This window comes from Pseudomonas bohemica (assembly GCF_002934685.1).
Lineage (GTDB): Bacteria > Pseudomonadota > Gammaproteobacteria > Pseudomonadales > Pseudomonadaceae > Aquipseudomonas > Aquipseudomonas bohemica.
Window position 1 is genome coordinate 261,627 of the sequence record NZ_NKHL01000119.1, and the last position, 22,540, is coordinate 284,166.

The window sequence follows — 22,540 nt, forward strand, 5'->3', positions numbered from 1 at the left end:
GTTGTGGTTATGTCTGGCGCGTGTCCGGCGCCTGCAGTGTTTGCAACGTCGGGGACATGGGCGGTATGTATGGCGCGTTGCTGCACCCACAAAAAAGCCAGAGCACCTGCTCTGGCTTTTTGCATTCCGTTCAAGGCATCACAGCCCGTCGAGGATGTCCGCCATGTCGTCAGCGTGTTCTTCTTCCTGGGCCAGGATTTCTTCGAAGATCCGGCGCGTGGTTGGGTCTTTGTCGCCGATGTACTGAATGATTTCGCGATAGCTATCGATAGCGATGCGTTCGGCGATCAGGTCTTCGGTCACCATCTCCTTCAGCGTATTGCCTGCCACATACTGCGCGTGGGAGTTCTTGGACAGCAGGTCGGGGTTCAGTTCCGGCTCGCCACCCAGCTGCACGATACGTTCGGCCAGTTTGTCAGCGTGCTCGGCCTCCTGCTCTGCGTGTTCAAGAAACTCCGCCGCAGCGACTTGGGCTTTTACGCCTTTAGCCATGTAGTAGTGACGTTTGTAACGGAGCACACAGACCCATTCGGTTGCCAGCGATGCATTAAGCAGGCGAATAATCTCTTCGCGGTCGCCGTCATAGCCTTCGGTCACTGCACCGTTTTCAACGTTGTGGCGCGCACGTTCGCGCAGGGTGCTGACATCGGTTAGTTGCTGCACATCGCTCATCATTCATCTCCAGGGCTAATCCGGTTTTTTGCCGTCTCGCTCTTGATGCGTCGGTCGTGTACTGCCTGACCGGCGCCCGGTGAGATCGGGTCTTATGTTGTGAGTGTTCGGCGCGGGGAAAAGTTTTATTTGTTTTGCAACGCAAGCGCGCAAGCTGTGGACGACCGCGCTTGCCCGCGATTGCGTTCGGTCTGGTACATCAGTGGCGTCTGGCACACCGATGTCGCGGGCAAGCACTGCAAAGGCGCGATCAGTTCGCCTTTTCATTCGCCTCACGCTGTTCGCAGGTCATGAAACCCTTGCTGTCCACACGGTCGTTGGCGCCGAAGGTCACGTAATAGGCTTGCTGATGGCCATCCTTGTTGAGGATGTAGTTGTTGCAGGTGCCCTGATGAACCTTGCGATGCACGCGGGTAGAAGGCTCGCCGCCGATGGTTAGCACCTGCTGCTCAGTCATGCCGTCGTCGATTTGCTTGACCAGCGGCTCGTTGCGGTAAGTCGCGTAGTCCACCGGGTTTTGCAGGGTTGTCGATGTACAGCCAGCCAGCGCGGCCAATGCGAACACTACTGCCAGGGATTGCTTGTACATAACCGATCACTCCAGAGAAAGGCCATTGGTGGCCCGTTGCAGTTATGAGCGTTGGCCGATTGAAAGAGTTCGATCGAAAGATGGCGATGGGGCATTACCCGGTTTGCTCATGATTGATGAATGGTTTGCGGCTACTGTGTGCAGGAGCACGCTTTCCCGCGAAGCTCGGGTGCCTCCAATGCATCTCGATCCCCAGCTGAATTTTCGCAGGCGAGTGCGCTCCTACCGGGGATGAACACACAGGGATTTAGCGGCTCATGACGCAAGAACAAGCCACGCGTTACCCGATCGTGCTGGTGCCGGGGTTGTTGGGGTTCGTCAAGCTGGTGGTCTATCCCTACTGGTACGGCATCGTTCCAGCCCTGCGTAGCGGCGGGGCGACGGTGATTCCGGTGATGGTGTCGGCGGTGAACTCCTCTGAGATTCGCGGCGAGCAATTGCTGGCGCGGGTTCAGGAGATCCTCAAGGAAACCGGCGCGGCCAAGGTCAATCTGATCGGCCACAGCCAAGGCGCCCTGACCATCCGCTACGTCGCTGGCGTGCGCCCGGACCTGGTGGCGTCCGTCACCTCGGTGGCCGGTCCCAATCATGGTTCGGAATTGGCCGACCATCTCGAAGAGCATTTTGCGCAGAGCACGGTACGCGGTCGCCTGGTCAATGCCGCGATTCGCCTGACCACGCTGATCCTTGCGGCACTCGACACCGGCTATCGCGGCACCCGCCTGCCAACCGACGTCGACGCCGCGCACCACTCGCTGACCACTAGCGGCGTCGCCCGATTCAACAGGCTTTTCCCACAAGGCCTGCCGGAAACCTGGGGTGGGCAGGGGGCGGAACTGGTCAATGGCGTGCGCTATTACTCTTGGTCCGGCACCTTGCAACCGGGGCGCACGGACCGCGGAATGAACCGCTTCGATACCACTAATCTCACTTGCCGAATATTTGCTCGCACGTTCACGAAAGAGCGAGGTCAATCTGATGGCATGGTCGGGCGATACAGTTCGCATCTGGGCACGGTCATCGGTGACGACTACCCGCTCGACCATTTCGATATCGTCAACCAGCACCTGGGTCTGGTGGGCAAGGGGGCCAATCCCGTGGGGTTGTTTCTCGAGCACGCCGCGCGCCTCAAAGCCGCCGGCCTTTGATTTTATGAGCCGTATTTCGTGATCAGTCGACCCACGCGGGTCATTAAGGAAACAGTGCGATGAACGATAAAGAGCTGTATGAAATCGAGTACACCCTTGCCGGTGAACATCATGTCGATGTGATCGAAGATCTGGATGTACCGATCATCGAAGTGGTCCACGAGTTGGCGCTCAAGCATCACGTCGCGGTGGATGACGATCCGCTCGATGCCGGCAATCCACACGTCGATCTGCCCCATGTGGCGGGGATCACCGACGTGTCGATCCATAGCGCCGAAGACCGCGAGGCCTGAAGTTTTACTGGATCGCGGCCTTGTGCAGCGGGGTGGTCCAGCGTTCCGCCAGGATCACGCCGCCTAGTGTGAGCGCGCCGCCGATGAAATGGTAAGCCGCCAGTTGTTCGCCCAATGCCAGGGCTGCGACCAGCGCCGTGAGAATCGGCACCAGATTGAAAAACAGCGTCGTGCGGCTCGGGCCGAGAATGCCGATAGCTTTCATCCAGAGCAGCGGCGCGATCATCGACGTCGGGATGCAGGCATAGAGCACCAGCGGAATGTTGCCGGTATTGAGCCCGGTTTTGGGTGACAGCAGGAACAACGGGAACAGCGCGATGATCGCCACCAGCACCTGCAGATACAGCAATTGCAGCGGCGGCATGCGCAGCTGCCATTTCTTCAGCAGCGTGGTATAGGTCGCATAGGCCAGCGTCGCCACCAACATCATCAGATCACCCAGATTGACCCCATGGGCCACGAGCACCGCCCAACTGCCTTGCGACACCACCAACAGCACTCCTGCGAATGACACCAGCGCGCCCACCAGTGCGCCGGCGGTGAGCGCCGTACCGAGACTCGCGATCGACATGCCCAGGGTCATGACTGGCACCAATGACAGGATGATGCCCATGTTGGTCGCCGTGGTGATGTTTGCCGCGTAATACGCAAGGCTCTGATAGATCGCCATGCCGAGCACGCCCAATACCGCGATTTTGCCGATGATGGGTTTGATCGCCGCGCGATTGCGTATTACCGGACCCAGCAGAAACGGCGTGAACAGCAGCCCCGCCAGCAACCAGCGATAGAAACCGATCTCGGCCGGGAAGATGCGTCCAGCGGCGGCTTTGGTGATGACGTTGTTGCCCGCCCAGATCATCACGGTGAGCAGGGGATAGAGGTATTGCATGGCAGAACCGGCAGTAGAGTGAGGCGCCATTATCGGCCTGTCAGATTCGGCGTCTACCTTGTCTGGAATTTTCTCGGAAATATGTCGCAACATTCTTTGACTACACTGCCTTCAATGCTGCGCGAATCGCGGCGTCCCTGGAGAAAGTCGATGAAGATGCTGCGTGTTCCCCTATTGGTCATGGGCTTGTTGATGTGCGCTCAAGGTTTCGCCGCCACGGCACAACAGAACAAGATGACCACTTGCAACGCCGATGCGTCGGCCAAATCACTCAAGGGCGATGATCGCAAAGCGTTCATGAGCACCTGCCTGAAAGCCGCGCCAGCGCCTGCCGCCACCCAGCAGGAAAAGATGAAAACCTGCAATGCGACCGCCAGTTCTCAGTCGCTCAAAGGCGATGCGCGCAAGACGTTCATGAGCGATTGCCTGAAGAAAAAATGAAGCCTCAATAACTGCCCCCCAAACCTGTAGCAGCACGGCCTGGCAGCGGTGGCGATCCTGACGACGCCACCGCCGCCAGGCCGTGCTGCTACAGATGGGGGCTGCGCGCTGCGATAAGCGACTAACGACACTTTTCGACGCTGGTTCTCATCAGGGAACGCTGGCAGACTGCCCATCTTTTCAAGCCGCTCGTTTTGAGGCTGTATGCCAACGTTTTCGCCGCGTCATGTGTACCTGGCCAGCTGCATTCTTGTGTTCGGTGGTCTGTTGCTGGTGTTACCGCTCAATCTGCTGCCCAGTCTGCTCGCTGGCCTGTTGGTCTATGAACTGGTGGACATGCTTACTCCGCAACTGCAACGGCTGATTGCCGGCGAGCGCGCGCGCTGGCTGGCGGTGGCGTTGCTCGGCACGCTGGTGGTCAGCGTGCTCGCGTTGTTGTTTGCCGGCGCGATCAGTTTCCTATTGCATGAGGCCGAGAATCCCGGCGCATCGCTGGATAAATTCATGATCCTGGTGGACCGCGCACGAGGGCAGCTGCCGCCGTTCATCGACGGTTATCTGCCGGCCAGTGCCACTGAATTTCAGGTGTCACTCAGCGCCTGGCTGACCAAACACATCGGCGAGCTGCAATTGCTGGGCAAGGGCGCGGCGCATATGTTCGTGACCCTGCTGATCGGCATGGTGCTCGGGGCGATCATCGCGCTGCAACGCATTCCCGATGTCACCAAACGCAAACCGCTGGCTGCAGCGTTGTTCGAGCGTCTGCATCTGCTGAGTCAGGCGTTTCGCAATATCGTTTTCGCGCAGATCAAGATTTCCCTGCTGAACACGGCGTTCACCTCGATCTTCCTCGCCGTGATCCTGCCGTTGTGCGGCGTGCACCTGCCGCTGACCAAGACCCTGATCGTTTTGACCTTCCTCTTGGGCTTGCTGCCGGTGGTGGGCAACCTGATGTCCAACACGCTGATCTTCATCGTCGGTATGTCGCTGTCGATCTGGGTAGCCATGGCGGCACTGGGTTATCTGATCGTGATCCACAAAGTCGAGTATTTCCTCAACGCGCGCATCGTTGGCGGGCAGATCAGTGCCAAGTCGTGGGAATTGCTGCTGGCGATGCTGATATTCGAAGCCGCATTCGGTTTGCCCGGCGTGGTGGCGGGGCCGATTTATTACGCGTATCTGAAGAGCGAGCTGCGCAGGGTTGAGTTGGTGTGATGTGACGCCCTTGTAGCCGTCTGGCTTGCCGGCGGCGAGTTCAAGGGCTCCACCGCACGCAAGCCGGACGCTACAGGGTTTGTGCTGGGCTGTGAAAGCCGAGTCAGTCGGCCCTCAGCCGTAGCGCTTCTTCGCCTCGATCGCCAAGCCACTGCCGATGCTGCCGAAGATGTTTCCTTCCACATGCCGCGCCTTGGGCAGCATGGCCGCAACACTGTTGCGCAGGGCGGGGATGCCGCTGGAACCGCCAGTGAAGAACACCGTGTCCACGTCCGTCACGCCCAGCCCTGCGTCATCCAGCAGGCGAGTCACGCTCTCACGCACACGCTCCAGCAACGCGTCGATCGACGATTCGAACAGTTCGCGAGTCAGGTCGACGCTCAGTCCCGCTTCGACGCGATCCATCGGCACCACGCGGTTTTTGGCGTGAGTCAGCTGAATCTTGGTCTCTTCCACTTCCATCGCCAGCCAGTGCCCGGCGCGCTGTTCGATCAGCTTGAACAGGCGGTCGATGCCCAATGTGTCTTCGATGTCGTAGCGCATGCTGCCCAGCGCCAGTTGCGACTTCTGTGAATACACCGAGTTGATGGTGTGCCAGGTCGCCAGGTTCATGTGCGTGCTGGTGGGCATGTAGGCGCCGCTTTTCATGCGGCTGCCATAGCCGAACAGCGGCATCACGCCTTGCAGGCTGAGCTGTTTGTCGAAATCGGTACCGCCGATGTGCACGCCGCCGGTGGCGAGAATGTCGCTTTGGCGGCCATCGACCAAACGCCGTTGCGGCGACAGGCGCACCAGCGAGAAGTCCGACGTACCGCCGCCGATGTCGACGATCAGCACCAGTTCTTCACGCTCCAGCGTGGACTCGTAATCGAAGGCCGCGGCAATCGGCTCGAACTGGAACGAGACCTCCTTGAAGCCAATCTTGCGCGCGACTTCGGCCAGAGTGTCTTCGGCTTCCTGATCGGCGGCAGCGTCGTCATCGACGAAATGCACCGGACGGCCCAGCACCACCTGCTCGAACGACTGCCCGGCCGCGGCTTCGGCGCGTTTTTTCAGCTCGCCGATGAACAGCCCCAACAGGTCCTTGAAGGGCATGGCCGTGCCCAGCACGCTGGTGTCGTGCTTGATCAGCTTGGAGCCCAGCAAACTCTTGAGCGAGCGCATCAGCCGGCCTTCATAGCCTTCCAGATACTCGTGCAGCGCCAGACGGCCGTAGACCGGGCGACGCTCTTCCATATTGAAGAAGACCACCGAGGGCAGGGTGATCTTGTCGTCCTCCAGCTTGATCAGCGTTTCCGTTCCGGGGCGCAGCCAGCCGACCGTGGAGTTGGAGGTGCCGAAATCGATGCCCACGGCACGGGCTGGAGATGGAGTGCTCATGTTTTACGTTCCGGTCAAAAAAACGGCCGCGCAGTGTATGCGACTGCGCCGGGAATTCGTAGCGCGTCGCGTCGTTTTTCTGCCGATAGGCGTCTATTTCACGGCTGTACCTTGAATCAAGGCGTAACACACCCAATCTTGCAGGAAACTCTCATTGCATACGGCCGGTTTGGACCCTGTTTCAAGCGCGTGAAGCTGTGTGCCGATAACCTTGCAACATTCAGCGCAGTCGACGTTCTCATCTGATAACGCGGTACGCAACTGAGCTGGATAATCCGGAATGGGTGACCGTTAGATGGACTTCAAAGACTATTACAAGATCCTTGGCGTAGAGCCGACGGCGGACGATAAGACGATCAAGACCGCCTATCGCAAGCTCGCGCGCAAGTATCACCCCGATGTCAGCAAAGAGCCTGACGCGGAAGACAAATTCAAAGAGGCGTCCGAGGCCTATGAAGCGCTGAGCGACCCGGAAAAGCGCGCCGAGTACGACGACCTCCGCAAATATGGCCAGCAGGGCCGTTTCCAGCCGCCTCCGGGTTGGCAGGGGCGTGGTGGCGCGGGCGCGGGGCCGGGTTTCGGTGGTGGCGGCGGCTTCGAGGGCGGGGATTTTTCTGATTTCTTCAGTTCGATTTTCGGCAATCGTGGTGGTCAACAGGGCGGACGTGCGCATAGCACGGGTCGTCGAGGGCAGGATGTGGAAATGGAACTGGCGATTTTCCTCGAGGAAACCCTTTCTACCGAATCGAAGAAGATCAGCTTCAAGGTGCCGCAGCACAGCGCCAACGGCCAGCGCATGGCCGACGTCACCAAGACCCTGAACGTGAAGATCCCGGCTGGTGTCACCGACGGCGAGCGCATTCGCCTCAAGGGGCAAGGCGCGCCGGGCATTGCCGGGGGCGAAAACGGCGACCTGTACCTGATCGTTCGTCTGGCGCCGCATCCCAAGTTCGATGTCGAAGGCCATGACCTGATCATTACCGTTCCGTTGGCCCCTTGGGAGGCCGCGTTGGGTGCCAAGGTCGCGGTGCCGACGCTGACCGGCAAGATTAACCTGACCATTCGTCCGGACAGTCAGAGCGGGCAGCGATTGCGGGTCAAGGGAAATGGTCTGTTGAACAAGCAGGGCCAGCGTGGCGATCTATTCGCGCAGTTGAAGATCGTCATGCCCCAGTCCACCGATGAGGCCACCAAAGCGCTGTGGGAAAAACTGGCCGAGAAGGCCGCTTTCGATCCGAGGGCTCAATGGAGTAACTGATCATGAGCAACACCCTGATCGTAGACATGCAGGAATTCTGTCAGGTGGTCGATATGCCGGTCGCCTATGTCATCGAGATCGTCGAGCACGGCATTGTCGAACCCCAAGGGGTGACGCCGGATGAGTGGTTGTTCGACACCTATTCACTCTCGGTCGCCAAGCGTGCGGCCAAGTTGCATCGCGATCTGGCGATGGAGTGGGACGGCGTGGCGCTGGCGCTGAACCTGTTGGACGAGCTTGAGCAGGTGCGAGCCGAGAACCGCATGCTCAAGCAGCGGTTGAGGCGGTTTGTGGAGGACTGAGGACGCCGCATGCTTGCGTCGGCCCCGAGGGCGTGGGGTTGGCGGCTTGCCCGCGAGCTGCCGGTAACCGGCAGTAAAATCTTCGCATGCACGGGGTCAGGTTGACGGTGCTGGCTGGATTTGCTGCCGCCGCGCGCCAGATCGCAGGCAAGCCATTTCCTACGGCCTTCGGCCAGAATCAAAGCGATATCGGCGTTGAGCTTCAACCCTTCTTCGGCAACACGACCGTAAACGTGGTCCCATCCCCAAAATTCGATGTCACGGTAACGCTCCCACTATGGGCATGGACCACTTCCTTGACGATGAACAACCCTAACCCCAGGCTGGTCGATGGATTATGGGTGCCGGCTTTTTCGTTGAGCGAGCGTACCAGTGGATCGAAAATGCTACCGATCGCTTCCTGTGCGATTGGCTCGCCATCGTTGTGCACCGACAGGCTGACGTGATTTTCGCCTCCGGTCAGCGTCACGCTGATCTTGTGAGTCGAAGCGCCGTGTTGCAGGGCATTGCCGATCAGGTTTTGTAGCAGTTGATCGATGCGCGCGCGGTCCCATTCGCCCTGGGTATCGCCCGTGGTGGTGAACACTGGGTCGCAATCAGGGTTGCCGGCGCTCGCGGCATCGATGGCGTCGCGGCAGGCGGTGGTCATTTCCATGGGCTTGCGTTCAATGGGCAAGGCGGCACCCAGACGACTGCGGACGAACTCCAAAAGGTCACTGACCATGGTCGCCATGTGCCGACCGCTGCTCTTGATGCGTTTGACGTAAGCCATGTCAGCCTCGCTGAGGCTGGGCTTGCGCATCAGAATCTCGGACGACATGCCGATCACCTGCAGCGGTGCGCGCAGGTCGTGACCCAAAATCGCCAGGAAGATATCCCGCGAGCGGTTCACCCGGTCGGCGTAAGCGGCGGTGGACTCTGCCAGGGCTTCATCGATGGCCTCGTTGAAACGAATCATGTCGGTGAAATAGCCGATCTCCGGGGAAGTCAGACTATCTACCCAGAAGCGGATCACCGTCGCGCGCAGATGACGAAATTCGGACGTCATCTGTACCAGATCGAACCCGACGTTATGTCGCAGCTCACCATGACTGGCGGCAGCTCGATCCAGCATCGGCGTCTTGCCCAGCTCCTCGCCCTGCGCCTTGGCGATCTGTTCGGCCTTGGTCTGCGCGGTGTTCATGTCCCGCGCGGCAGCCAGGAGGATGGCCTTGGCGTGATCGCGCAAATCCACACTGTTCATCGAATCCGCAGCAGGGGTCAGTGTGGCGGCGAACTTTTCCCACTCGTCGACGATACGGTCCACGTTCTGAACGATGAAGTCGGAAAGACGCATGAGGAACAACCTTGCTGGCGGGGCGCTGAGTGAAATGTGGCCATCTTAACGCCATGTTGTGGCAAGAAGAACAACGGATTTGCAGTTGTCTACTGTCATTTCTGACAGTAGACAGCAAACGGACACCTCGCCTAACGTTGCCTTTCATCACTCTTGCTCAAGGAGAGCAATCATGTCGAAAAAGGAGTTGACCAAAGATGACGTCACCGAATATGTCGATCAACAGATCGAACTGCTCACCGAAAAAATCAATGACGACAAGCATGCTCCCGGCGATCTGAATGACGATGTGTCCAGAGGCAAGCTGGTGGTCTACTCGGCGCTGGCCAAAGGCGTGAAGAAGGAGAAACTCTCCAACCAGGAGTTGGGCGTTGTAGGGGCGGTTAATGACGTGCTGCAGAACTTGCGGCTGGTTGGAGACAGGACCACGTTGCTTTCACTGATCGATAATCTGCCTGCGCGAGACAGATAGCGTTTACGCTTGTCGGCAACCTCAGCCGCCGACAAGCGCTCCAATCCTCAGAACAAAAAATACCGCTGCGCCATCGGCAACACGTCCGCTGGTTCGCACCACAACAACACGCCGTCGGCCTTGACCTGGTAGGTCTGCGGATCGACATCGATGTTGGGCAGGTAGTCGTTGTGGATCAGGTCGGCCTTGGTCACGCTGCGGCAGCCCTTGACCACGCCGATCTGTTTCTTCAGGCCCAATTGTTCGGGTACGCCTGCGTCGAACGCCGCCTGACTGATGAAGGTCAGGCTGCTTGCGTGTAGCGAGCTGCCATAGCTGGCGAACATTGGGCGGTAGTGCACCGGCTGCGGAGTCGGGATCGAGGCGTTGGCGTCGCCCATCAGGCTGGCCGCGATGGAGCCACCCTTGAGGATCAGCGTCGGTTTGACCCCGAAGAACGCCGGACGCCAGAGCACCAGATCCGCCCATTTGCCCACTTCGATCGAACCCACTTCATGGCTGATGCCGTGGGTGATGGCCGGGTTGATGGTGTATTTGGCGATATAGCGTTTGGCGCGGAAGTTATCGTTGCCTTCGCCGTCACCCGGCAGCGGGCCGCGTTGGCGCTTCATTTTGTCGGCGGTCTGCCAGGTGCGCATGATCACTTCGCCGACGCGGCCCATGGCTTGGCTGTCGGAGCTGAGCATCGAGAACGCACCGAGGTCATGCAGGATGTCTTCGGCAGCGATGGTTTCGCGGCGGATGCGGCTTTCGGCGAAGGCCACGTCCTCGGCGATGCTCGGGTCCAGGTGATGGCAGACCATCAGCATGTCCAGATGCTCGTCGATGGTGTTGCGGGTGAACGGCCGGGTCGGGTTGGTCGAACTCGGCAGCACGTTGGGAAAGCCGCACGCCTTGATGATGTCCGGCGCGTGGCCGCCGCCGGCGCCCTCGGTGTGATAGGTGTGAATGGTGCGGTTTTTGAAGGCGCCCAGGGTAGTTTCGACGAAACCGGATTCGTTCAGCGTGTCGGTGTGGATCGCCACCTGCACGTCGTACTGATCGGCGACGCTCAGGCAATTGTCAATGGCCGCAGGCGTGGTGCCCCAGTCTTCGTGCAACTTGAGGCCGATGGCCCCAGCCTTGACCTGCTCAATCAAGGGTTCGGGCACGCTGACGTTGCCTTTGCCGGTAAAGCCGATATTCATCGGAAACGCTTCGGCAGCCTGCAGCATGCGCATCATGTGCCATTTGCCGGGCGTGACGGTGGTCGCGTTGGTGCCGGTCGCGGGGCCTGTGCCGCCACCGATCATGGTGGTAACGCCGCTCATTAGCGCTTCTTCGATCTGCTGCGGGCAGATGAAGTGGATATGCGTGTCGACGCCGCCTGCCGTGAGGATCATGCCTTCCCCGGCGATGATTTCGGTAGCGGCGCCTATGGCGATGGTTACGTCTGGCTGGATGTCCGGGTTGCCTGCCTTGCCGATGGCGGCGATGCGACCGTCCTTGAGGCCGACGTCGGCTTTGACGATGCCCCAGTGATCGAGGATCAGCGCGTTGGTGATCAGCGTGTCGACCACTTCGGCAGCCGGCAACTGGCCCTGGCCCATGCCGTCACGAATGACCTTGCCGCCGCCGAATTTCACTTCCTCGCCGTAGGTGGTGAAGTCCTTTTCGACCTCGACCCACAACTCGGTGTCGGCCAGACGCACGCGGTCGCCGACGGTAGGGCCGAACATGTCGGCGTAGGCTTGTCTGGAAATTTTCATGGCGCGGTACCTTGATTCTGAATTTGTAGTGCCTGTGCCGACGTCTTCGCGAGCAAGCTCGCTTCCACACCGATCTGCGCTGGACCTGTGGGAGCGAGCTTGCTCGCGAAGGGTCGCCCCGGTTGAGCTGGCTGACCCGAGATCAGAGATTCCCCATCACCCGCCCGGCAAACCCGAACACCCGCCGCAATCCGGCCAGGTCTACCAACTCGACCTCCCGCGCCTGTCCAGGCTCGAAGCGCACTGCGGTTCCCGCCGGGATGTTCAAGCGCATGCCACGGCTGGCGGCGCGGTCGAAGGTAAGGGCGTCGTTGGTTTCGAAAAAATGGAAATGCGAGCCGACCTGAATCGGTCGGTCACCGCTGTTGGCGACGCTGAGGGTGATCGTCCGGCGCCCGGCATTAAGCTCGATCTCGCCAGGCTGGATCTGGTATTCACCAGGAATCATGCGTTCTTCCTCGACAGTAACTTGTAGTAAATGGCAGTAGCGTGATATTCGCCGTCCGGGTTGCAGGCGTAGTCCGGAAGCTTGCCGCACAGCTCGTAACCCAACGCGCGATAAAAGGTTTCGGCGGGCGATCCGGCCAGGGTATCCAGATACAGCAGCCCGCGTTTGTGCTGAACGGCGGCCTGTTCAACCGCTTGCATAAGTTGTGTGGCCAGGCCGCGACGCCGAGCGTGTTCCAGCACCAGCAGCTTTTGCACTTCGGCGCGGTTCAGGCCGTTGGGCTTTTGGCACAACGCCAGTTGCACAGTGGCCAGCACCTGTTCGTCCTGTACCACGACCCACAACAACACCTTGCCCTGCTCGACCTCGGTCCGGATGCCATCCCACCAGCTGTAAGCCTCGTCCGCCCCCAGATCGGCCATGAAACCCACCGATGCGCCTCGATGCACCGCATCCAGTAATACCGCCACCAAGCCGTGGCGGTAATGCGCGAAGCTTTCGCTGGTAACACGTCGCAACTGAGCAGCATTCATTGGGGCTTTCCTTCAAAGAGAGCAATCAGGGCAAACGGGTGGCTACAGGGTTATTTGGCGGGCGCCTGAGACGACGGAGCGCAAGCGCCCGGCGACAGGTCCAGCTGCATGAAGGTCAGGTCCAGCCAGCGACCGAACTTGGTGCCGACTTGTGGCATCTGCCCGGTGGTGATGAAGCCCTGACGCTCATGCAGATGAATCGAGGCCGCGTTCCCGCTTTCGATGGCCGCGACCATCATGTGTTTGTCGCAGGCCCTGGCGCGTTCGATCAGCGCCTTCATCAGCAGCGGCCCCAATCCGTTGCCGCGCTGATCGGCGCGCACGTAGACCGAATGCTCGACGGTGTGACGAAAGCCTTCGAAGGGGCGCCAGTCGCCGAACGACGAATAGCCCAGCACCAGATCGTCGCTATCGACGGCCACCAGAATTGGATAGCCCTGAGTCTGACGCGCGGCGAACCAGGCTTCGCGGTTGGCCAGGTCCACCGGTTGTTCGTTCCAGATCGCCGTGGTGTTGAGGACGGCGTCGTTGTAGATGTCCAGCACGGCAGGCATGTCAGTCAGCAGCGCGTCACGAATCGTATAGGTCATGTCCGTTTTCACTTGTTCAAAGGCGTTTCAGGCAATCGGTTGGTGCACGGTGACCAGCTTGGTGCCGTCGGGGAAGGTGGCCTCGACCTGTATTTCGGGGATCATTTCCGGGATGCCTTCCATCACTTGTTCGCGGGTCAGCAGCGTGGTGCCGTAGTGCATCAGCTCCGCGACCGTCTGCCCATCACGCGCGCCTTCGAGCAGGGCGGCGGAAATGAACGCCATCGCTTCCGGGTAATTGAGCTTCAAACCGCGTGCCAGCCGCCGCTCGGCGACCAGGCCAGCGGTGAAGATCAGCATCTTGTCTTTTTCGCGGGGAGTCAGGTCCATGGTTTTTTCCGTTTCAAATATTTATATAAGTCAGGAGCGCGAGAAGCCTCGTAGGAGCACGCTTGCCCGCGATACCGATGACGCCTGGCACACCGATATCGCGGGCAAGCGCTCCTACAGAGATCGGTGTCGTCTACGTACTCCAAATTCTTGGAGCCACCGCCTCTCTACCCAACAGCGCAGGGCGCAGCAACTTCCACAGTCCGATCAACCAAGCCCGTGCATGCAGGGCTTCTTCAGCCAGACAACGCGCCACGACCAGCCCCGGCAACTGACTCAAATCACCGTGCACCGGCGAATGTTCAGCCAGTTCGCGACAACGCTCCATCAATTCTGCGTCTATCTCTCCGGTCACGATCAGCGTCGCGAACACCGGTTTGCCGCCCAGGCCCACCGGCGAATCCAGCAGCCCGTCATCGCCCTGAATGCGTTGACGCTCATGCCACAGCAGCTTGCCGTCGCGACGAATATCCAGATGCGTCTGAAAATGCCCCTGATCGAAACGCTCGCCACTGGCCGGACGCCCCAGCGCCACCACGTCCCAGTAGAACAGTCGGGCATCGCCTTCGAGATCAACACGGGTCGTCAGCTCCGCTTTAGCCTCGCTGAAGACGATGGTCTCCTGCGGCAGCCATTCCAGCGTAGCGCCCGCGGCGACTTTCAGAGCGAGTTGCTGATAAGCAGGCCCCGCCGCGCGATACCACTTGGCCGCGCCGGGGCTGGTCAACTGCGCCCAGGCATCAGGACCAACGCTGACGCTGATGTCCAGCCGATCGCCTCCGGCAATCCCACCCGGCGGATGAACGATGATGTGCTGACAAACCTGCGGGCCTTCGGCGTAGAGGTGTTTCTGCACCCGCAGCGGGCCTTTATGCCGGCGCTGGATCGGTCGCGTGGTGTCGGCGAAACGCCCATAGCCCAGCTCCAGCTCGGCATGCCAGCTGGGCGTGAACAGGGCGGTGTGGGCAGGAAGATTCATAATTTCTTTACGTTTTTCGAAGGCGTCTACCTTAGCCGATCGGTGCATTAAATAGTGACCAGACCGCGTACACCTTCGGTTTCCATGTTCTCGCCGCGACCTTGCTGAATGATCTCGCCGCGAGACATGACGATGTACTGGTCTGCCAGTTCGGCAGCAAAGTCATAGAACTGCTCGACCAATAGAATCGCCATGTCGCCACGGGCCGCGAGCTTTTTGATCACCGCGCCGATTTCCTTGATCACCGACGGCTGAATGCCTTCAGTCGGCTCGTCGAGAATCAACAGGCGAGGGCGACTGGCCAGGGCGCGACCGATCGCCAGCTGTTGTTGTTGACCACCGGACAGGTCGCCGCCCCGACGCTGCTTCATCTGCAACAGCACAGGGAACAGCTCGTAGATAAAGGCAGGCACTTCCCTGGCTTCGGAGCCGGGGAAGCGTGACAGGCCCATCAGCAGGTTTTCTTCCACCGTCAGCCGCCCGAAAATCTCCCGGCCCTGGGGTACGTAAGCGATGCCGGAATGCACGCGCTGGTGGGGTTTGAACCCGGTGATCGGCTTGCCCTCCCACCGCACCGCGCCTTCTTTTGCGGGTAGAAGGCCCATCAGCACCTTGAGCAACGTGGTTTTGCCCACGCCGTTACGGCCCAACAGGCAGGTCACTTCGCCGATTTTCACGTCGAAAGAAAGGCCCCGCAGAATATGGCTGCCGCCGTAGTATTGATGAAGCTTTTCGACTTGCAACATGTTCGAACTCTCCCAGTGATCGTTCCCCCGCGGAGCGCGGGAACGACCGAAAAACACCGTCCTGCCGTGGGAGTGAGTTTGCTCACGAAGACTTGATGTCAGTCGATACTGAGCAGGCTGACCTGACGCATTCGTGAGCAAGCTCACTCCCACAGAGACCATCGGTAAATCATGATCTGTCATCATTTCCGAGGACAGAGAGCGCGTTACCTTCCGAGATAAACCTCGATCACTCGCTCATCGGCCTGCACGTCTTCCAGCGAACCTTCCGCCAGCACGCTGCCCTGGTGCAGCACGGTGACGTGGTCGGCGATGGTGCCGACGAAGCCCATGTCGTGCTCGACCACCATCAGCGAGTGCTTGCCAGCGAGAGTTTTGAACAGTTCGGCGGTGAATTCGGTTTCGGCGTCGGTCATGCCCGCCACCGGCTCGTCCAGGAGCAGCAATTGCGGGTCCTGAACCAACAACATGCCAATCTCCAGAAACTGCTTCTGACCGTGGGACAGCAAGCCCGCCTGGCGCGACATCGAGGCCGTCAGGCGAATGGTCTCCAGCACCTCGTCGATACGCCCGCGCTGTTCGCCACTGAGCTTGGCCCGCAGGCTGGCCCACACCGATTTGTCGGTCTTCTGCGCCAGTTCCAGATTCTCGAACACGCTCAGCGCCTCGAACACCGTCGGCTTCTGAAACTTGCGACCGATTCCTGCCTGGGCGATCTGTACTTCGCTCATCTTGGTCAGGTCCAGGGTTTCGCCGAACCAGGCGGTGCCGTGGCTGGGGCGGGTCTTGCCGGTGATCACGTCCATCAGCGTGGTCTTGCCCGCGCCGTTGGGGCCGATGATGCAGCGCAGCTCGCCCACGCCGATGTACAGGTTCAGGTCGTTGAGGGCCTTGAAACCGTCAAAGCTGACGCTGATGTTTTCCAGGGTCAGGATCGTGCCGTGCCGGGTGTTCAGACCCTCGCCCGCGACCTGACCCAGGCCGATGGCGTCGCGACTGGTGCCAGCGTCGCTGTTTGGATGAAGAGTCGGATCCAGCGCCGGATCGAATGCGGGAGTTGGAGTGCTTTTCATTGCTCGCCCCTTTTCTTGATCAGGCCAATCACGCCTTTGGGCAGGTACAACGTCACCACAATGAACAGCGCACCGAGGAAGAACAGCCAGTATTCCGGGAAGGCCACGGTGAACCAGCTCTTCATGCCGTTGACCAGACCGGCGCCGAGCAGCGGGCCGATCAGCGTGCCGCGACCGCCCAGAGCGACCCAGACGGCGGCTTCGATAGAGTTGGTCGGCGACATTTCGCTTGGGTTGATGATGCCCACTTGCGGCACATACAGCGCACCCGCCAGGCCGCACAGCACCGCGCTCAACACCCAGACGAACAGCTTGAAGCCGCGCGGATCGTAGCCACAGAACATAAGGCGGTTTTCCGCATCACGCACCGCGGTCAACACGCGACCGAATTTGCTGCGCGCCAGGCGCCAGCCCATGAACAGGCTACCGACCAGTAACAGCACCGTCAGCAGGAACAACACCGCGCGGGTGCCCTGAGAGGTGATGCTGAAGCCCAGAATGCTGCGGAAGTTGGTGAAGCCGTTGTTGCCGCCGAAACCGGTCTCGTTGCGGAAAAACAGCAGCATGCCGGCGAAGGTCAGGGCCTGGGTCATGATCGAGAAATAAACGCCCTTGATCCGCGAGCGGAAGGCGAAGAAACCGAACACCAGCGCCAGCAGTCCCGGCGCCAGCACCACAAGGCACATGGCCCAGAGGAAGTGCTCGGTGCCAATCCAGTACCACGGCAGCTCGGTCCACGACAGAAAGGTCATGAACGCCGGCAGGCTGTCGCCCGAAGCTTCACGCATCAGGTACATGCCCATCGCGTAACCGCCCAGAGCGAAGAACAGGCCATGGCCCAGCGACAGCAGCCCGGCGTAGCCCCACACCAGATCCAGCGCCAGAGCGACGATGGCGTAACACAGAATCTTGCCCACCAGCGTCAGGGTGTAGGCCGACACTTGCAGGCCGTTGCTTTCGGGCAACAGCGACAGCAGTGGCAGGGCGATCAGCAGGGCGAGGACGACCGAGCCCACCGAAATCGTGACTTTGGTGCCAGCGCGTTGCGCGGCGGTAACCATCAGTGGCTGGTTCATCAGTCGATCACCCGTCCTTTGAGCGCGAACAGACCTTGCGGACGTTTCTGGATAAACAGAATGATCAGCGCCAGGATCAGGATCTTGCCCAGCACTGCGCCGATTTGTGGTTCGAGAATCTTGTTGGCGATGCCCAGCCCGAAGGCTGCCATCACGCTTCCGGCCAACTGACCGACACCGCCGAGCACCACCACCAGGAACGAGTCGATGATGTAGCTCTGGCCCAGATCAGGGCCGACGTTGCCGATCTGACTCAAGGCTACGCCGCCCAGCCCGGCAATGCCTGAGCCGAGCCCGAAAGCCATCATGTCGATGCGCCCGGTGGGCACGCCGCAGCAGGCGGCCATGTTGCGGTTCTGAGTGACGGCGCGCACGTTCAGGCCCAGCCGCGTTTTGTTCAACAGCAGCCAGGTCAGCACCACCACGAACAGCGCGAAGGCAATGATGATGATCCGGTTGTACGGCAGCACCAGATTGGGCAGCACCTGAATCCCGCCGGACAGCCATTCGGGGTTGGCCACTTCGACGTTCTGCGCGCCGAACACCACACGAATCAGCTGGATCAGCATCAGGCTGATGCCCCAGGTCGCGAGCAGGGTTTCCAGCGGGCGGCCGTACAAGTGACGAATCACCGTGCGCTCCAGCGCCATGCCGATACAGGCCGTGACGAAGAATGCCACCGGCAGCGCCACCAGCGGATAAAACTCGATCGCGCCGGGGGCATAGCGCTGGAACATGATCTGTACGACGTAAGTGGCGTAGGCGCCGAGCATCAGCATTTCGCCGTGGGCCATGTTGATAACGCCCAGCAGCCCGAAGGTGATTGCCAGGCCCAGCGCTGCCAGCAACAGGATCGAGCCCAGCGAAATGCCGCTGAACACCTGCCCGATCACTTCGCCGATCATCAGCTTGCGCTTGACCTGAGCGAGGCTGGTTTCAGCAGCCAGGCGCACGCTCGGGTCGGTTTCGACGTTGGGTTCGAGCAAGTTTTCCAGACGCGTGCGCGCCAACGGGTCGCCGGTTTCACCGAGCAGGCGCACGGCGGCCAGGCGTACGGTGGGGCTGCTGTCGACCAACTGCAGATTGGCCAACGCAAGGGTCAATGCCGAGTGCACGGAGTCGTCTTTTTCGCTTGCCGCTTGCTGCATGAGCAGTTGCAACTGAGCGGGGCGGGCGCTTTTTTGCAGGGTCAGCGCGGCAGCCAGGCGCAGCTTGGCATCGGCGGCGAGCAACTGGTGACTGGCCAGGGCAGTTTCCACCAGGCCGCGCAGACGGTTGTTCAGGCTGATCGACTGCGGCTCGTCGGGGTTGGGCGCGTCGGCCAGGGCCGGTGCATTCGGGTCGACGGCGGTGAAGCTGTCGCCATTCTGGATGAAGGCGCGATTGCTGCTGTCGGCGGCCACGCGGCCTTCCTGCAGAGCAATCAGCAATTCAACGCGCGCCGGGTCAGGCTTGGCGGCCCAGGCTTCCAGCAATTCAGCGCGTTCGGAGGATTCGGCCGCGACAAAGTCGCCGGCATCGCTGGCATGGGCTGCGAAGGGCAGCAACAGGCTCAGGGCGAGAATGAGGCGGTAGAAAAATCTAGGCATATCGGTGTCCTGAAAGCACCCGCACGACGTGGTGTCTTGCGAGGAACTCGTAGGAGTGCGCTTGCCCGCGATTGCGGTACATCTGTGGTATCGATGTCGCTGACACACCGCAATCGCGGGCAAGCGCGCTCCTACAAGGGAGTTGTGTCGGGCTGAGGATCAGTTCCGGCCCGACAGCGTGCTGCTTAGTTACTCTTCACCGCATAGTCAGGCTTCTTGTCGTTGCCTGGAATGAACGGACTCCATGGCTGCGCGCGGATTGGCTCTTTAGTCTTCCACACCACGTTGAACTGACCGTCAGACTTGATCTCGCCGATCATCACCGGCTTGTGCAGGTGGTGGTTGGTCTTGTCCATTTCCAGGGTAAAGCCCGACGGCGCGGCGAAGGTCTGGCCGGCCATGGCTTCGCGGACTTTATCCACGTCGGTGGACTTGGCTTTCTCGGCCGCTTGCGCCCACATATGGATGCCGACGTAGGTGGCTTCCATCGGGTCGTTGGTCACGGCCTTGTCGGCGTTCGGCAGATTGTGCGCCTTGGCGTAGGCTTTCCAGTCGGCGACGAATTTGGTGTTGACCGGGTTTTTCACCGATTCGAAGTAGTTCCACGCAGCCAGGTTGCCCACCAGCGGTTTGGTGTCGACACCCCGCAGCTCTTCTTCGCCCACCGAGAATGCAACCACCGGAACGTCGGTGGCCTTCAGGCCCTGGTTACCCAGTTCCTTGTAGAACGGCACGTTGGAGTCGCCGTTCACGGTGGAGATCACAGCTGTCTTGCCGCCTGCCGAGAACTTCTTGATGTTGGCCACGATGGTCTGGTAATCGGCGTGGCCAAACGGGGTATAAACCTCTTCGATGTCGCTGTCCTTCACGCCTTTGGAGTGCAGGAACGAACGCAAAATCTTGTTGGTGGTGCGGGGATAAACATAGTCGGTGCCCAGCAGGAAGAAGCGCTTGGCCGCGCCACCGTCTTCGCTCATCAGGTACTCGACCGCAGGAATCGCCTGCTGGTTAGGCGCCGCGCCGGTGTAGAACACGTTTGGCGACATCTCTTCACCTTCGTACTGCACCGGGTAGAACAGCAGGCCGTTCAGCTCCTCGAACACCGGCAGTACCGATTTACGCGAAACCGAGGTCCAGCAACCGAAGACTACCGCAACCTTGTCCTGAGTAATCAATTGACGGGCTTTTTCAGCGAACAGGGGCCAGTTGGACGCCGGGTCGACGACTACAGCCTCCAGTTTCTTACCGTTGACGCCGCCCTTGGCATTGATTTCGTCGATGGTCATCAGGGCCATGTCTTTGAGCGAAGTCTCGGAGATGGCCATCGTGCCGGACAAAGAATGAAGAATGCCGACCTTGATGGTGTCGGCGGCCTGCGCGGTCCAGGTCAAACCCATAGCGGCGATTGATGCAGACAAGGTGAACGCTTTAAGCAAACTACGACGCTTCATTGGCTAGCTCCATTCTTTGATTTTTTTGGTATGACTGCTGTTGGCGGTCCAGGATCAAGTCTGCTTAGGCTTTAGCAAAGGCTGGGCCAAGGCTGAAAAGGTCGCAAAATCGAATGAAAGCGTCGCCCAAGGCTGGCGGCACGCACCAAATTGGGGTGAGGAATAGTGCGTGGTGCGTCAAGTGCGCCGGACTGGTGCGGGAGTTGTCTGGGTCGACAGGTTTGCTGTTGCTTCGGTCGGACACGACCTCCGACAAATCGTCGGCTATCCTGACTTCCATGCCGTTCGGACGGAGGCGGGGGCCGGCGGCGAGTGATTCTGGCCGCAGGCCGTAGGAGCGTCGCCTGCGCGATGTGGCGCGCAGCGGCAGTGAAACCAGAAGCCTTCGTAGTTATCAGGACAGGTTCTGCTGCCGGTTCCGGCAGATCGTCAGCGAGGTGGCGCACCCCGGGCAGGTCTTATGATCTTCAGCCAGAAGCACGCTCGGAAAGAGGGAAAAGACGGGCCCTGAAAACGGAAATGAGCAGTTCATCGCTAAACCAACCCCGAAAGGCTCCAGGCCCCGCGGGACGCAATCTAAGCTGTCGCCGCCGATTTGGCAGCGCGCGAAAGGGCTATCCGATCGAGCAACCATACCGCCACCATGGAAATCCCGACGAGCGGAAAGGCAACGCCCAGTGCAATCATCATTACCGTCGCGATTTTCCAACGTGGCAGGTCGTGGCGCAGCGGCGGAACCCCCAAGCCATTCTGCGGCCGACGTTTCCACCAGATCACGATCCCGCTCACCGAACTGAGCAACACCATCAGGCAGATGAACAGGATCGCCAACTGATTCAGCCAGCCGAACATCTTCCCTTCGTGCAGCATCACCCCCAGCTCGGTCGCTTTGGAAACTGCGCTGTAATCGGTGTAACGCACATCGGCCAACACCTTGCCGCTGTACTGATCAATGTGCAGCGTGGCGTCGTTGTGCGGGTCGTCCGCGAACACCGATACCGTAAACACACCGTCAGCGGTTTTCGGTTGGGTGATGCTGTAGCCGGGTTCGATCTTGCGCTCTTTGGCGATATCGACCACCCGCTGCAAAGTGATGGTGGGCGACGCAGGCGCGCTGGACATGCCAGCGTGATTCATGTGCTCGGCATGATCCCCAGAAGACACCGGCATGGGCGTGTTTTCCATTGCCCACGGCACGGTCTGCACGCTGGCCGTGTTCAACTCGCCTGCCTGTTTTTCCGACTTGGGCACGTCGTTCCACATTGCGGCCGGAAAGGTGTTCCATACATCGGCGTAAACCTTGCCCCACATGCCGGTCCAGGTCATGCCACTGAGCAGCATGAACAGCAGCGCCACCGAGCCCCAGAAGCCAGCCACCGCGTGCAAATCACGCCACAGCACGCGACCCCGGGCGGTCAATCGTGGCCAGAGCACACCCGCTGATGAACGCCCGCGCGGCCACCAGAGGTACAGGCCGGACACCACCAACACGATGCCCCAACCGGCGGCAAGCTCCACCAGGCGATCGCCGACCGTGCCGATCATCAACTCGCCGTGAAGCTCGCGAGCCATGGCTTGCAGGTTGTTCCTGGCATCCTGAGTGCCGAGGATCCTGCCGTTGTAGGGGTCGATGAACAGGTTCACGTCTCGACCGTCCTGTTTCACCACGAACTGCGCACTGCTTTGCGCATTCACCGGTGGCAGGTATTTGCTGATTGGCGCGTTGGGGTAGGCCCCGAGCACACGTTGTTGCTGCACGTCGGCACTGAGCATGTGATGGGTAGGTTTTACCGTCAGCAGGTCGCTGTACATCAGCGAATCGAGCTGCGGCTTGAACAGGTAGACGATCCCCGTCAGCGACAGGACGATCATAAAAGGCGCGACGAACAACCCGGCATAAAAATGCCAGCGCCACGCAAGGTTGTAGAACGACACGTTTGGTTTGGACATGGTGAAACGCTCCCGTCAGGGATAAGCACGGC

24 protein-coding genes are annotated in these 22,540 nt (G+C 60.1%); 7 read left to right on the forward strand and 17 right to left on the reverse strand.

What is annotated here, in order from left to right:
• Positions 1-138: 138 nt before the first annotated feature.
• A complete protein-coding gene (locus CE491_RS25340) occupies positions 139-672 on the reverse strand; it encodes a ferritin-like domain-containing protein (RefSeq protein ID WP_166595978.1) in 534 nt (177 codons plus the stop codon).
• Between the two features lie 250 nt (positions 673-922).
• The gene (gene osmE / locus CE491_RS25345; RefSeq protein WP_110951071.1) at positions 923-1,261 is read right to left on the reverse strand and encodes an osmotically-inducible lipoprotein OsmE; all 339 of its coding nucleotides are present in this window, start codon (positions 1,259-1,261) and stop codon (positions 923-925) included.
• A gap of 257 nt (positions 1,262-1,518) precedes the next feature.
• Here osmE and CE491_RS25350 point away from each other — a divergent pair, with 257 nt between their 5' ends.
• Both CE491_RS25350 and CE491_RS25355 read left to right on the forward strand, forming a co-directional pair.
• Positions 1,519-2,409 carry an esterase/lipase family protein gene (locus CE491_RS25350; protein ID WP_110951072.1) on the forward strand — a complete coding sequence of 297 codons (891 nt, stop codon included), beginning with the start codon at positions 1,519-1,521 and terminating at the stop codon, positions 2,407-2,409.
• 59 nt (positions 2,410-2,468) lie between these two features.
• Positions 2,469-2,702: a hypothetical protein gene (locus CE491_RS25355; protein WP_110951073.1), complete on the forward strand. Its 234-nt coding sequence runs from the start codon at positions 2,469-2,471 to the stop codon at positions 2,700-2,702.
• Positions 2,703-2,706: 4 nt separating this feature from the next.
• Here CE491_RS25355 and CE491_RS25360 read toward each other — a convergent pair whose 3' ends face one another.
• Positions 2,707-3,591, reverse strand: coding sequence for a DMT family transporter (locus CE491_RS25360; RefSeq protein ID WP_110951074.1), 885 nt, complete (start codon positions 3,589-3,591; stop codon positions 2,707-2,709).
• A 150-nt stretch (positions 3,592-3,741) separates the two neighbouring features.
• Between CE491_RS25360 and CE491_RS25365 the strand changes: the two genes are divergently transcribed.
• The gene (locus CE491_RS25365; RefSeq protein ID WP_110951075.1) at positions 3,742-4,032 is read left to right on the forward strand and encodes a PsiF family protein; all 291 of its coding nucleotides are present in this window, start codon (positions 3,742-3,744) and stop codon (positions 4,030-4,032) included.
• A 204-nt stretch (positions 4,033-4,236) separates the two neighbouring features.
• Entirely contained in the window at positions 4,237-5,247 is a 1,011-nt protein-coding gene (locus tag CE491_RS25370; RefSeq protein WP_110951076.1) for an AI-2E family transporter, read from the forward strand.
• A gap of 114 nt (positions 5,248-5,361) precedes the next feature.
• Here the strand turns inward: CE491_RS25370 and CE491_RS25375 are convergent, their stop codons facing one another.
• Entirely contained in the window at positions 5,362-6,627 is a 1,266-nt protein-coding gene (locus tag CE491_RS25375) for an Hsp70 family protein (RefSeq protein ID WP_110951077.1), read from the reverse strand.
• Positions 6,628-6,922: 295 nt separating this feature from the next.
• On the opposite strand from CE491_RS25375, the gene cbpA reads away from it, so the two are divergent.
• On the forward strand, positions 6,923-7,885 hold the full coding sequence (gene cbpA, locus CE491_RS25380) for a curved DNA-binding protein (protein ID WP_110951078.1): 963 nt from the start codon (positions 6,923-6,925) through the stop codon (positions 7,883-7,885).
• 2 nt (positions 7,886-7,887) lie between these two features.
• Entirely contained in the window at positions 7,888-8,187 is a 300-nt protein-coding gene (locus tag CE491_RS25385) for a chaperone modulator CbpM (RefSeq protein ID WP_110951079.1), read from the forward strand.
• Positions 8,188-8,389: 202 nt separating this feature from the next.
• Here CE491_RS25385 and CE491_RS25390 read toward each other — a convergent pair whose 3' ends face one another.
• Entirely contained in the window at positions 8,390-9,523 is a 1,134-nt protein-coding gene (locus CE491_RS25390) for a sensor histidine kinase (protein WP_110951080.1), read from the reverse strand.
• A gap of 172 nt (positions 9,524-9,695) precedes the next feature.
• Between CE491_RS25390 and CE491_RS25395 the strand changes: the two genes are divergently transcribed.
• Entirely contained in the window at positions 9,696-9,995 is a 300-nt protein-coding gene (locus CE491_RS25395; protein WP_110951081.1) for a hypothetical protein, read from the forward strand.
• A gap of 47 nt (positions 9,996-10,042) precedes the next feature.
• Here CE491_RS25395 and ureC read toward each other — a convergent pair whose 3' ends face one another.
• The 12 genes from ureC to CE491_RS25455 form a co-directional block, all read right to left on the reverse strand.
• Positions 10,043-11,743 (reverse strand): urease subunit alpha, encoded by a 1,701-nt coding sequence (gene ureC / locus CE491_RS25400; RefSeq protein ID WP_110951082.1) that lies wholly within the window; start codon positions 11,741-11,743, stop codon positions 10,043-10,045.
• A 142-nt stretch (positions 11,744-11,885) separates the two neighbouring features.
• Positions 11,886-12,191, reverse strand: coding sequence for an urease subunit beta (locus CE491_RS25405; protein WP_110951083.1), 306 nt, complete (start codon positions 12,189-12,191; stop codon positions 11,886-11,888).
• The gene (locus tag CE491_RS25410; protein WP_110951084.1) at positions 12,188-12,724 is read right to left on the reverse strand and encodes a GNAT family N-acetyltransferase; all 537 of its coding nucleotides are present in this window, start codon (positions 12,722-12,724) and stop codon (positions 12,188-12,190) included. Before CE491_RS25410 ends, CE491_RS25405 begins: the two co-directional genes overlap by 4 nt.
• 50 nt (positions 12,725-12,774) lie before the next feature.
• Positions 12,775-13,314, reverse strand: coding sequence for a GNAT family N-acetyltransferase (locus CE491_RS25415; protein WP_110951085.1), 540 nt, complete (start codon positions 13,312-13,314; stop codon positions 12,775-12,777).
• A gap of 27 nt (positions 13,315-13,341) precedes the next feature.
• Entirely contained in the window at positions 13,342-13,644 is a 303-nt protein-coding gene (locus tag CE491_RS25420) for an urease subunit gamma (RefSeq protein ID WP_081563993.1), read from the reverse strand.
• Between the two features lie 133 nt (positions 13,645-13,777).
• Positions 13,778-14,623 (reverse strand): urease accessory protein UreD, encoded by an 846-nt coding sequence (locus tag CE491_RS25425; RefSeq protein WP_110951128.1) that lies wholly within the window; start codon positions 14,621-14,623, stop codon positions 13,778-13,780.
• 47 nt (positions 14,624-14,670) lie between these two features.
• Positions 14,671-15,369 carry an urea ABC transporter ATP-binding subunit UrtE gene (urtE, locus tag CE491_RS25430; RefSeq protein WP_110951086.1) on the reverse strand — a complete coding sequence of 233 codons (699 nt, stop codon included), beginning with the start codon at positions 15,367-15,369 and terminating at the stop codon, positions 14,671-14,673.
• Positions 15,370-15,575: 206 nt separating this feature from the next.
• Positions 15,576-16,442 carry an urea ABC transporter ATP-binding protein UrtD gene (gene urtD, locus CE491_RS25435; RefSeq protein ID WP_110951087.1) on the reverse strand — a complete coding sequence of 289 codons (867 nt, stop codon included), beginning with the start codon at positions 16,440-16,442 and terminating at the stop codon, positions 15,576-15,578.
• The gene (gene urtC, locus CE491_RS25440) at positions 16,439-17,518 is read right to left on the reverse strand and encodes an urea ABC transporter permease subunit UrtC (RefSeq protein ID WP_110951088.1); all 1,080 of its coding nucleotides are present in this window, start codon (positions 17,516-17,518) and stop codon (positions 16,439-16,441) included. Before urtC ends, urtD begins: the two co-directional genes overlap by 4 nt.
• Positions 17,518-19,107: an urea ABC transporter permease subunit UrtB gene (urtB, locus tag CE491_RS25445; RefSeq protein ID WP_110951089.1), complete on the reverse strand. Its 1,590-nt coding sequence runs from the start codon at positions 19,105-19,107 to the stop codon at positions 17,518-17,520. The genes urtC and urtB overlap by 1 nt, the downstream gene beginning before the upstream one ends.
• Before the next feature lie 185 nt (positions 19,108-19,292).
• Positions 19,293-20,558 (reverse strand): urea ABC transporter substrate-binding protein, encoded by a 1,266-nt coding sequence (urtA, locus tag CE491_RS25450; protein WP_110951090.1) that lies wholly within the window; start codon positions 20,556-20,558, stop codon positions 19,293-19,295.
• Between the two features lie 576 nt (positions 20,559-21,134).
• Positions 21,135-22,508, reverse strand: a complete 1,374-nt coding sequence (locus CE491_RS25455) for a PepSY-associated TM helix domain-containing protein (RefSeq protein ID WP_110951091.1) — start codon at positions 22,506-22,508, stop codon at positions 21,135-21,137.
• Between the last annotated feature and the right edge of the window lie 32 nt (positions 22,509-22,540).